At 28.4% G+C, this 14,462-nt stretch carries 1 protein-coding gene; it reads left to right on the forward strand.

Features of this window, described 5'->3' with window-relative positions; genetic code table 4:
* Nucleotides 1-239 precede the first annotated feature (239 nt).
* On the forward strand, nt 240-14,462 hold a 14,223-nt coding region (locus tag ACMZI9_RS03025), incomplete at its 3' end, for a hypothetical protein (protein WP_416099250.1).

Consider the following 14,462-nt stretch of genomic DNA (forward strand, 5'->3'; position numbering starts at 1 on the left):
TAATTTTGAAACATAAAAAACGAATATGTCTTATTTATAGGCATATTCGTTTTTTAGACCTTCAAACTTGGAAACTCGGGTTATTTTTCTGTCTACTTTTCTTATGCTAGTTTTTTTTTTTAATGTAAAATAATAAAAATTTTAATAATTAAACTAAATATTTAATGTCTAATGGTAATTTAGAAATTACTTTTTGTTTTAAATACTAATGAAAAATCTAATTTTAAGGAGTATTTTTTATGAATAGCAAGAAAAAACTTATGAAATTGGCTCTTGGTTTAGGTTTGCCAGTAACTTCTGCTTTGGCACTTTTACCAATTTCTGGAAATACATCACTAGATATTTCTAACGAGACTGCTTTTCAACAGATTAATGATTATATAGATGATAACAAATATAATGACAACAATTTCTGAACAAGTAAATATCGTATGTCATTGAAATCAGACTGAGATGGTAATAAATATCCTGGAATAAATACTGATTTAAATAGTCTTGATAGTGATGTTGCGTTATATGAGCTTGATAATCGTGGCGACATGACAGCATTACCTTTTGGTTGAAGTGTAAAAGATTCAAACAATAGTTCTGATGTGAACTCATGATGAAAACGCGCTGATGTTCAATCAAATAAAACTTCAAAAAGATTCATTGCCAGATTCAATCAATGAAACGAGTCTAAAAATGGTAATTATTTTTCATCAGCAATTTACTTTTCTAGAGATATGGTTCTAACTGGTACTGTTACAATCAGTTTAAGAAGCATAGATAACCCAGACGTAATTTACGATAGAGTAAGTAGAAATATTCACGAAACGTATGTTACAGACAATGCGAATATTAACCCATACATGTCTGGTACATATCGAAGTTCAAGTAAGTCACTACCAACAGATAGACCCACATTAAGAGAATCTCACTATGTACAAAATTATCAACAAATCCCAAATATCTTTCCTTCACAATACGATAGAAAAAACAATTCATTTAACCTCCCTTTAGTTCATAACAGATATGCAAACAAAAGTGAATACGGTATTGGACATAAATTTTTAGATTGAGAAGGTTCAGTTACCTGATACGATAAAAATAATCCAGGTTCAAACGCGACTCAAGGTTCAGAAGATAATAGTGGTTGAGGTCCAATTAGCAAGGATGGTGGAGCTGCATTATTTATGTTCACAGACAAAGGTGGAGAATATTTAAAATATTTCTTAGAAGTTGAATTTGAACTTAAACCTAATATTTATTTTGACGGAACTGTTTCAAGTGATTTTAATAGTGGTGGACAATCATTTTTAGGTTTAGGTACAACTATTAGAGAAAAAGGATGATGAGGGGATAAATTCTGAGCAAGTGGTTTAATTAGACATAGTCAAAGAACGCAAAGTACTAATCTTAAATACATTACAAGAGAAAGTATGGCTAATAATGAATATGTTCAAGACACTGACATAATTCCTCAATCAACTTTCAAATTGTTTAGAACAGATAACAAAGATGCTGGTCAAGTAGTTATTGACAGATCAAATTTATTCAAAGCTGATACACCATTAGCTTCAAAAAGATCATTTAATACTAAAAACAGCGCAATTTTGACTGGTTCTGGTTGATCAAATCGTAATATTTCTCTTGAAGTGTCATTAGACAATCCTGAAGATAAGAAAAATTGAAAAGCAGTTTTCAGTCCGGAATTTGTTCCTTCAGCAACTTCTGGTTACATGGAAAGAAGTGTTACTTGAGATTATTCAGACTATAGAAAAGTAAAAATTGAAATTGAAAAAGCTAAATGACTAACGAGTCTTCAAAAATCGCATTTAACGACAGAACTAGAAAAGCAAGTAGATCAAGATTATAACTTGCCAGGTGGAACAGGTAAGAGAAATCTTAATGAATGAATTGCTTATGTTAAGACATATAATGACTTACAAAAACAAATTGAAGAAAAGTTCTTCGAAACAGTTAATTATGCATCAAGTGATGATGAATTAACTGTTGATGGTTATGAAGGAACTAAAAAGTTAGATTATTTATTTTCAACTTCTGATTACAAAAATAATATTGATTCTAGCAAATTTTCTTATTGACAATATGCTGCTTACAAGAGCGATGATTTTAATCGAAGTGAAAAATTATTTGATAGATCAAATGCTCCAATAACTGTTAACTATAGAAACCTTGAATTGACACTAGCAAATTGAAATAGAGTAAACTTAGGCGCTCCAAATGGTTTAGAAAACTTAAAAGCTTTAGAAGACAAAATTAACAACTACGCAGTTATTGCTAATTCAGAATACAACAAACAACAAATAAAGACTTTTATTAAAAATATTAAAACAAAAGCATTAAATAATTTTGTGAATATTCAAGTTAAAGACGATCAAGGCCAATCAAGTACAACATTAGCAAATGCTTGAAGAAACAATTGAAAATATGATTACTTAGGTGAAGTTCAAAAACTTGAAAAAGCTGTAATTTTAGCTAATGATATTTACACAAAAACTAAAACATTTAATCAAGAACTAAACACAATTAAAATTACTGATTTATTTACAGGTGGTAACTCATTAACCGATAAAAATCCAACAAATAATTCCTTTGTTTGATACGGAGAAACTGCTAGAGAAAAATTTACTAATGTAAATGAACCTGCTTGAACTAAATTGATGGATCAATTAATTGGTTCAGATCAAGAAAATAATAAGGCAAATAATGTATTTGCTTCAGAAACTAATTTATTGAATGCTAATTTAAAACAAAATTATTTAATAGGATTTAAAAACTTAGTTTCTTCATTAGACAATATTTTTGGTAACGGTGGTAAATTAGCTGAAGAATTTAAACAATATAACTACATCGATGCTAAAAAATATTATGATGTTGCTAATGAAGATACCAATTTAAAAGACTGATTTGGAAAAATAAGCAAAATAAAAGTTGGTGGAAACCAATTTGGCAATCGTCATAATTTTGCTACTAACTCAAATCAAGAGTTTGTGTTGCTTAAACCATATCAAAATGATATCAATAATTATTTATTACAAATTTCTAATACCGTTTACAAAGAATCTGCTAATGTTGTAAAAACTAAAATTAATGATTTACAAAACTTATCAGATGCCCAAAAACAAAGCTTTAATGGCGAAATCGACAAATTAATTGATACAAATTCAGCTACAAATAAATTAAATGTAGTGTATAAAAATGACAGTGATTTTACTAAAACTTTAGAATTAGCCAAAGAACAAGATAGAATCAATGCTATTGCTAAATCTTTAGCAACAACTGAAAATAAATTTGGTTATGATCAAGCGAATAATCAAACTAAATCTAATACTTTGGTTAAAGATGCACAATTAGCCGAATTCTATTTAGGAGAATCGTTAACTGACGCGACTGTTGAAATTAAATCTATTACACAAACTGAACAATTAACTGATAGCGGTAGTGCTAAATTAACTTATGTTGTTAAATCAACCAAGAAATTATATAGCACTACTATTCAAAGTGACGAAACTACTTCTAATTGAATAACAGGCTTTGCTGCTGATAGGGCTCAAGAAAAACAGAGAATTGATGCTTTAAGTGTCACATTTGCTCTTAAAACACCTAAATCAGTATTAGCTCGTGAAATTACTAAAGAAAATTTTACTCAATATATTAATGTAAATGGTATTAATGATCAAACTGAAGAAATTGTTCTTAAAGACAAATCATTTGTAGTTAATGATAAAACAGGAACATTAAAATTTGATTATGTAATCAGATCAAAAAGAATTAATGGTCTTGAAACTGACAAAATACAGGAAACAGTAAATAATTTCAAAACTGAAGTAGACAGATTAAATGATGTAGTTGCTAAAATTAAAAACAATACTTTAACTGTTACAAATAATTCAATCAATGACAAAGCAAATAGATTGCCTTCAGAAGTTAAAGACAATGAAATAACTTTTGCTGATATAAATAACCAAAATGCAAAAGTAAAAATTATTGACATTACTAAAAATGATGATAATGGTACTTTAACAATTAATTATGCTCTTACCTCAACTGTTGAAGGTTTAAAAGTTGTTCAATCAACTGAACAAAATAGTCTTACAGTTAATGGTTTCTTAACTACTCTAGAAAAGAAAAGACGCGAAGTATTACAATTAATTAATGATAGTAAGAACTTAAATGAAAAAGAAAAAACAGAATTTAGAAACAAAACTAATGAATCAACTCAAACTATTCAAAGTTTAGACGAATTAGCAACAAAAGTAAAAATTCATGATCTTTCTAATACAGTTAAAACAACTTATACTAATCTAAATAATAATCAAGTAGAAGATATCATTAACAAGATGCGTGAAAAGACTGTTTTTGATGATGCGCAATTATTATTTAATGATGCAAGCGAATTAGATGATGCTATGAGTGAATTACATGACAAAGTGTTAGAACAACTTAAAGTGTTAACTAATAATCAAAACATTACAGATGATCAGGATAATAGTGCAAAAACAGCTATTAACTATACCTTAGCTGATACTGATAAAAATAAAAACTATAACGATGCTTTATTAAAAGCTCAAAACCTTTTAAATAAAACATCAGGTGAAAACAAAGATTTAGCAACAATTAATACAATCATTCAAAACTTAACTAATACATATAATGAATTAAATGGTGAAGCTAACAAACAAAAATTCTTTAAAACAGTTGATAGTCAAACTAATTTATCAGAAGCACAAAAGAATGACTACAAAACATTAATTGTAAATTCTCAAAACTTCAATGATGCCAACGCATATACAAATATCACAATATCATTAAATAATGCATATCAAAAATTAGTGGATAAAATTGCTGAAACAAAACGTGTAAAAAGCGATGAACTTTATTCAGAAGATACAGAAGAAAGACAAAAAAACTTTGATGCCGCTATTAAAGCTGCTGAAGATTTCTTAACAGGCTTAAAAAATACTCGCATAACCAAAGAGAACGAAGCTAATTTTTCTAGTGAATCTAAAGCTAAAATTGAAACAAAAATCAAAGAATTAGAATCGGCTGTTTCTAACTTAGATGGTTATAGAAATAAACTTAAAAAAGCTATTGACAATTCACTTTATTTAACTAATGTTGAAAATTACAAAGATAAAATTGAAAGAGAATTTCCAACATACCCTAACAAACCAACTGATGAACAATGAAGTCAATTGTTAGGTGAAGCATTCAATGAAAGTAAAGGCAATGTAAAAAATAAAATTGTTTCTTATAACTTATTAACAACTACTGAGAAAAATAGCTTAAAGGGACAAGTTAATTCACAATCAATTAACACAACAGCAAGTAAACACTTTGATGAAAACTTAACTAGCGTATTAAATACAGCAGCAGAAAAACAAAAAATTAAAAAAGATGCAATTGACGCAATCGACAATTTAAGTAACTTAACTCAAAATCAAAAGAATTCATTCATTGAAACTATCAAACAACAAGATAGCGCAAATGCTAATGCTACTAAATTACAAGCCGAACAATTAAATCAAGCAATTGCAGACGCTAAGACAGTCATTTTAAATGAAGCTAAAGTATTAACACAAAATGATCAATTAACCTATGAAAATGTGTCAGGTGCTGAAAAAACAGCTTCACTTTATAAATTTGCTGATAATGATAAAAAGCAAGATTATGATCAAAAAGTAACGGCATTAATTAATCAAATGGGTCTTCATAACGCAAGTGTTGATAATATTAACAATGCTAAAACCAATTTAATTGCTGCTTACAATGCACTTAACGGTCAAACCAATCTTGATACTCAAAATACTGAAATCAATAAATTAAAAAAATTAAGTCCTAAACAAAAATTGGCAATTAAAGACAAAATGGCAAAAAGTGTTAATTTAACAGACTTAGAAGACATTGTTAATAAAGCCCAAACCTTAGATGGAAAAATAGCTGCTTTAGAAGCTAAAATAGCTGGAGCAGAAGCCAAAAAAACTGATGGTATTTACACTAAAGATACTGAAGGTAAACAAGCAGCTTTTGATCAAGCAATTGCTAATGCCGAATCAGCCTTAAATCGCTATAAAACAAAAGATTTAGCTAATTTAGGAGCAAGCGAATTAAATGCTCAAAGCGTGGCAATAATTTCAGATATAGATACCTTAGATTCTGAAATTAATAAATTAGATGGTTACAAAAACGAACTTAAAAAATCACTTAAAAACTGAGAACTATTAACAGAAACTAAAATCAAAGAACTTCAAACAAAAGTTGATGGCATTAGTGAAAAACAACCTTCTGAAGAAACAAAAGAAAGAATATTAGGCGAAGGTTTAAGTTTAAGTAAACAAAAAGCAAAAAGTGATTTAAACGTTGATAATTATCCTAATTTATCAACTGCTGAATTAACCAAATTAAATGAAGCTGTTGATTCTGCAAAACTTGATAAAACCGCTGATCATAAATATGATTCAGCTGTAAAAGCAGTCTTAGATAACGCTAAAACGCAAAATGATACTAAACAAAATGCTATTAACGAAATTAATAAGTTGAATTTCTTAACATCAGATCAAAAACAAGTATTTGTTAAAAAAGTTAAAGACAATACATCTGATCAAGCAAACAACATATTAGAAGAAGCTAAAGGTATTAATGATGCTATTCGAGATGCTCAAAAAGCAGTTATAGATGAAATTAATGAATTAACCTTCTCTGATTTAACATTTGAACAAGCTAAAACAGCTAAAAAAACAGCTGATAAATATAGATTGTCAAGCGATAAAGCAAAACAAGATTTTGATAATGCGATGGGCAAAATATATGAATTAGTAGTTTCTACTACAGCAACTAAGGAACAAATTAATTCTGCTAAATCAACCTTAGAAAGTGCTTTTGCTGCTTTAGATGGTCACTTAAAATCAAACGAACAAAAACAAGTAATTAACAATTTAAGTAATCTTAGCGAAGATCAAAAGAAAGCTTTAAAAGACAAAATAGATAATGCCACTACAGTTGATGAAGCTAATGCAATTGTTGAAGCAGCTAAAAACTTAGATAAAGCTATAGCTGATCTAAAAGCTAAAATAGCTGAAGCTGAAGGTAAAAAAGATAAAATTGAATATACAGGTGATACAACAGCTAACCAAGGCAAATTTAATCAAGCAATTCAAGATGCTAAAAGTGCCTTAGACACCTATGAAACAGTTGATTTAAGTAATTTAACCAAAGATCAAATTACTGAAAAAGCTGGTGAAATTAACACTCAAACATCAACCTTAAATGATGCAATTGGTGCCTTAGACGGTTATAGAAACAAATTTAAAGAAGACCTTAATAATTGAGAATTATTAGATGCTAGTGAAATTAAAACTTTACAAGACAAAGTTGATAAATTACAGAAACAACCAACACAGGAAGAAAAATCAAGCATCCTTCAAGAAGGATTAAGTTTAAGTAAAAGCAAAGCTTCGAACAAAATTAATAAGAATAATTATGCAAATCTTTCAAGTGAAGAAATTACTGAATTATTAAGAAAAGTTAATAGCGCATCACTTGATGAAACTCAAAGTCACAAATATGACGCTGCTGTTAAAGCTGTAATTAAAGAAGCTGAACAATTAAATCAAAATAAACAAGCAGCTATTAACGCAATTAATGGTTTAAGTGATTTAACAAAAAACCAAAAAACTGTATTTGAAAATCAGGTTAAATCATTGCCAACATCACAAGCTTCAACAGTTCAAGAAACTGCTACAACTTTAAATACTGCCATTTTAGAAGCTAAAAACGTTGTAAAAGAACAAATTCAAAAATTAGCAAAAGATGACCAATTAACCTATGAAACAGCTAAATCAGCAAATAAAGTTGCTGACAAGTATAGATTAGCAGATACTGCTTTAAAACAAACTTATGATGAAAAATTACAGGCTTTAAATAATTTAATTACTAAGGGCAATGTTTCAAAAACTGAAATTGATAATGCTAAAGGTGAATTAATTTCTGCTTATGATGCTCTTAATGGTGAAAGTAAAGCTAAAGATAAAAAAGACGTAATTGATGATTTAGATAATTTAACTCCTGATCAAAAACAAGCTTTAAAAGATAAAATTGATAGTTCTACGAATCAAGAAGAAGCAAACAAAATTATTGAAGTTGCTAAGAACTTAGATAAAGCTATAACTGATCTTAAAGCTAAAATAACTGAAGCTGAATCTAAGAAAAATGATTCTGAATACATAAACGATACAGCTGAAAATAAAGCCAAATTTGACGAAGCTATTAAGACTGCTAAAAAAGCCTTAAAAAGCTACGAAACAGCTGATTTAAGTAATTTAAACAAAGATCAAATTGCTGAAAAAACCGGCGAAATTAACACTCAAACGTCAACCTTAAATGATGCAATTGTTGCCTTAGATGGTTATAGAAACAAATTCAAAGAAGACCTTAATAATTGAGCATTGTTAGAACAAGAAGATGTTAAAAAACTTCAAGATAAAGTTGCTCAATTAGATAAGCAACCAACAACTGAACAAAAAGCTGCTTTACTTAAAGAAGGTTTAGATAAAAGTAAAGAAATTGCAACTAACAAAATTAATAAAACAAATTACGGTAATCTTTCAGATACTGAAATCAATGATTTATTAGAAAAAGTTAAAAATGCTGCGCTTGATGAAACAGCCGACCATAAATTTGATGCAAATGTTAACGATATTGTTCTTAAAGCTGATGATCTTCAACAAACTAAAGCTAATGCAATTAGTGCCATTGAAAACTTAAGTGATTTAACAGCTGAACAAAAAGCAGAATTTACTAAGCAAATTAAAGCTACACCTGTTTCACAAGCATCAACAATTCAAAACACAGCGAATGAATTAAACGAAGCAATTAAACAAGCTAAAGAAGCAGTGACAAATCAAATTAAAGTTTTAGCTAATAACAACCAATTAACCTATGAAACAGCTAAATCAGCAAATAAAGTTGCTGACAAGTATAGATTAGCTGATTCATCATTAAAAGCAACATATGATGAAAAATTACAAGCTTTAAATGATTTAATTGTTAAAGACAATGTTCCAAAAACAGAAATTGATAATGCCAAAGCTGCTCTTGTAACTGCTTATGAAGCATTAAATGGTAATGAAAAAGCCAAAGAACAAAAGAGTGCTATTAAAAAATTAAATAACTTAACTCTTAAACAAAAAGAACAGTTGAAAGAAAAAATTGACAATGCATCTGATCAAGAAACAGCAAATCAAATTATTGAAAAAGCTAAACAATTAGATCAAGCAATTAGTGATTTAAAAACTAAACTTAATGAAGCTAAAAATACTAAAGAACAACCTGTTTATCTTAACGATACAACAACAAATAAAGAAGCTTTAGACAATCAAATTACTGCAACTGAAAAATTATTAAAAGACTTAGAATCATTTGATTTAGCAACAAATAGCAATGATCAAATAATCGCTAAAACCACTGAAGTTAAAAAACAAAAAGAATCATTAAATACTGCTATTACTAATTTAGATGGTAAAAGAGAAGCATTAAGAAATGAAATTAACGCTTATGCACCTGAATTATTAGATAATAAACAAGATTATTTAGATAGAATTAATCAACTTGATAAAAATAATTGAGACGAAGAAGCTGCAAATGCAATATTGAACAATTCTTTAAATAAGGCTAAAGAAAATGCACAAAATCAAATTGATGCATTAACTAACTTAACTAATGAGGAAAAAGCTGCATTCAAACAACAAATCAATGATGCTCAAAAAAGTGCAAGCAATCAACCTGTTTCAAACATTAGTGCCATCTTAAACGAAGCTAAAGCTCAAAATAATACTAAACAAGCAGCAATTGATCATATCAAAGGTTTAAACAATCTAAATGATGATCAAAAAGCAGCCTTAGTTCAAGAAGTTAAAGCAGCAGCTTCAAGTGAAGCTGAAACACTTAAAACTAAAGCAAATGAATTGAATACTTCTATGAAAAACACTAAAGATAAAGTCTTAGAAGAATTGCAAACATTAACTGAAAATTCTAATTTAGAATTAAATGATGATGCTTATTCAGCAGACAAAACTTTAGACAACTATCAATTTGCTTCATCTGATGTTAAAGTTAATTACGATGCTAAATTAGCAAAAATTAAAGAATTATTAAGCCAAAACACAGATAAAGCAACAATCGATCAAGCATTAAAAGAATTAGAAAAAGCTTACAATGCACTTAATGGTGAAGAAAACAAAAATAAAAAAGCTGCAGAAGTTGATAAACTTGATAATTTATCAAAAGATCAAAAAGATAAAATTAAAGACTTATTAAGTAATGCTACTGATGAAGAAGCTGCACAAAAAATCTTAGAAAAAGCTCAAAAATTAAACTTAGATCTTGGCGATTTAGAAAAACAAATTACTTCTACAAAAGCTAAAGTTGCAACAAGTATTTATACCAACGATGCGCAAGACAGAAAAGAAGCTGTTGATCAAGCCTTGAAAAATGCTAAAGATAAATTAGCAGAATTGAAAGCTAAAGATTTAAGTAATGCAACTGCTGATTCATTAAATGGTTTAGCTAATGAAGCAAACCAAAGTAAAGAAGCCTTAAAAACTGCTGATGAAGCACTTGATGGAAATAGAGAAGTATTAAGAAATGACATTAATAATCATTTCCCAAGTCTAAACGAAAACCAAAAAGGCTTATTGAAAGCAGAAATTGAAAAATTACCAAAAGTTCCAACACAAGAAGAAACACAAGCTGTTTATGACAAGGCTCTTAAATATGCACAAACCAATGCCAAAGACGAATTAGCTAAACTAGATAATTTAACTAAAGCTGAAAAAGATACATATATTGCTAAAATTGAAGCCACCACATTAGATAAAACAAATGAAGATTTTGCCATTAATGTTAAAAATCTTTTAGATCAAGCCAAAACTGATGAAACAGCTAAAGCCCAAGCTATTAAAACAATTAATAATTTAACTAACTTAAATCCAGCTCAAAAATCTTCCTTAACTGAAGAAATCAAAAATAACCAAGCAAGTGAAGCTAATAATATTGTTGAAAAAGCTAAAGCAATTGATAACAAAATGAAAGCTTACAAAGATATAGCTGAAGTTGATAAAACAAGTGTTGATTATGTTGAAGCTGACGAAGATCGTCAAGTTAAATACAATAATCAAGTAGCAATTAGAGCTGAAGATTTAGGTGATAATGGAACTAATTTAAGTGTTGAGCAAATTGATACTAAAATCACTGAACTAAATAATGCAATCAATGGATTAAATGGTGAAGAAAAAGTTGATCAAGCTAAAGAAAATGCTATTGCTAAAATTAATGGCGAAAACTCAATTTACACTAACTTAACTGCTCAACAAAAAGATGAAGCCATTGCTAAAATTAATGAGCAAAATTCAGTTGCCGATGTAAATTCTGTCGATGCTAATAATGCCTTGGTTAATGGTACAATGGCTACACTTGGTCAATACTTAAGCAACGAAACTAAGATTAAAAGCGATATTAATTACACAGGTTCAGAAGAAGATTTAAGAAAAGCATATGATGATGCTATTAAAGCCTTAAAAGACTATGAATCAGCTTTAAACGAACCAAGTGATGATACAAAAGACATCTTAAACAATAACAAGATTGCAGAAAAAATCAATGTGGTTCATGAAGCAATTAATAACTTAAATGGTAAAGAACACATTAAAACAGTTAGAGCTGAAGAAATTGCTAAAATTAATGCTTTAAAAAACATTAATGATGCTCAAAAATCAGCTTTAATTGCTAAAGTTGATAAGGCTACAACTCCTGAAGATGTTAGAGCTGTAACTGAAGAAGCACAAGCATTAGATGAAAAAATGGCTGAGCTTAAACAAGCAGTTGCTGACAAGCAAGACACACCTAATAGTGTTGATTACAAAAACGCAACTGAAGTAAAAATGCGTGAATTTGATAAAGCGTTTAATAATGCAAGCAATTTAGCTGACAAAGAAAACGGAAGCGCTGAATTAAGTATTGAGAACATAGATTCATTAATTGAAAAATTAAATGTTGCTGCTCAAAACCTTGATGGCGATGAAAAAATAAATAACAAAAAAGCTGAAGCAAAAAACGTAATTAATAGTCTTGAACATCTTAATGACGCTCAAAAAACAGCTTTAATTGAAGAAGTTGATAAAGCTAAATTGTTAGCTAATGTTGATAAAGTGGTTGATAAAGCGCAAACATTGAACAATGCTATGGGTCAATTAAAAGAAACAGCTAAGGCAATTAATGATGAATTAACTCAACCAGATAATCCTAAATATGTCGCAGCTTCTCAAGAACCAAAAGCGAACTATGATGAAGCTAAAACTAAAGTTGATCAATTAATCAGTAAACAAGGTTCAAATGAAGACGTTGCTAAAGTATTAGAATTAGAAAAAGCATTAATTGACGCTAAAAATGCTCTTGATGGTGATAAAAACTTTGAATATGCTAAAGAAAAAGCGATTGAAAAAGTTAATAAAAATAACAACTTATCTCCTGCTGAAAAACAAGTTTTAATAGATCAAGTTAAAGACTTAGCTATTCCTTCTAATTCAGATAATGCTGATGAAGTTCAAAACTTCAAAGACAATTTAGATAAAATCGTTAATAAAACAAACTTAATTAATGATGTTAAAAACAATCCTAATTTAACACTTGAACAAAAAGCAGATTTAATTGACGATATTCAAAAAGCTAATGTTGATGATAAATTAAACAAAGAAGCTAACAAAAATTCATACGGTGATACATTAGACAACATTAAAGCTAAAGAAACAGCTTATGAAAGAATTAACGCTACTGATGACTCTCAATTAAACACTGAAGATAAAGCAAAATTAAGTGATAATATCAGTCAATTAGACCCTAGAGATAAAACATTTGCTGATCAATTAGCTAATGAAGAACTTAAAGAAAATAAAATTAAAGAAATCAGAAGCAATCCTAATTTAACTGATGATCAAAAATCACAATTAATTGATGAAGTTGCTAACTTAGACAATAAGCAAGATGATTTAGAAAATCAAATTGCTAACATTGATCAAAAAGCTAAACTAATTGAAAAAATTCAAACTAATGAACACATTAGCGATGAAGACAAAAACAAATTAGTAAATGAAGTAATTAATGTGCCTCATGATGACAGTAAATTAACTGATAAATTAAATAACATTGAATCTAAATTGAATTTAATTGACCAAATTAAACAAAATCCTAAATTAGATGAAAATACTAAAGAAGCTTTAATTGATCAAGTTCATAACTTAGCAAAAGATTCAGATAATTTTGCTACTGAAGCAGATAATATTTCAGCTAAAGTTAAAGCAATTGAACAAATTAAAGCAAATGATGAGTTAACTAAAGAAAATAAAGCAAATCTAGTTAATGAAATTATTGACTTAGATAACAATCAAACCAAATCAAGTCTTGATCATCAAATTAGTAATGTTGATAAAAAAGCCGCACTTTACGAACAAATTAACCAATCAGACTTGCCACAAGCTCAAAAAGATGCATTAATTGCTGAATTAGACCCAATTAATGCTAATAGCGAAAATGCTTTAGTAAGCTTTGACAACATCAAAGATCAATTAAATAAATTAAGTAAAATTAATAATGATCAATCTTTAAGTGACAATGATAAAGCTAAATTAGTTGAAGATGTTTTAGCTAACAATCCAACTGAACAAAATTACAATGAAATAGCTAAAAACATTGATAAGAAACAAGAAGCAATTGATCAAATTAGACAAAATCCAAACTTGACACAAGAACAAAAAGATTCAATTTCTCAAAACATTAGAGAATTAGATGAAACAAGCGAAGAATTTACTAATAAGTTAGACAATGAAAAAGCTAGATTAGACTTAATTGATCAATTACATCAAGAAGCTAAAGACAACAAAATTTCTGATGAAACTAGAGATAAATTAATTAGCGAAACATTGAATTTAGCTAATGATTCAAGCTTTGTAAATAACTTAAATAACGTTAAAACTAAAGACAAATTAATTCAACAAGTTAAAGAGAGCGACATGCTTAATGACACAACCAAATCAACATTAATCAATAACATTTTAGATAATAATGCTACAAGCACAGAATTTGATAATAAACATAATCAAATTACTCAATTATATGTTGATGCTGAAGAATTGGCTAAAGCTAAAAATGATTTAGTGGATTTAACCAAATCTAAGAAATTTGAAAAATTAACTAAAGCTAAACAAGATGCAATTAACAAAGCAATTACTGATTCAGATGAAATTTTAAATAATCTTAACTCTCATAATAACGAAGATGTAGTTAAACAAACAACTATTGATAAAAGATTAAAAGAAGCATCACCGATCTTAATCTGACCATACATTGTAGCTGTTTCAGCTGTAACTTGATTAATTGGTATGTTAATCTTTGTATTCGGTAGAAAG

Source organism: Mycoplasma sp. 4079 (assembly GCF_047785185.1).
Lineage (GTDB): Bacteria > Bacillota_I > Bacilli_A > Mycoplasmatales > Metamycoplasmataceae > Mycoplasmopsis.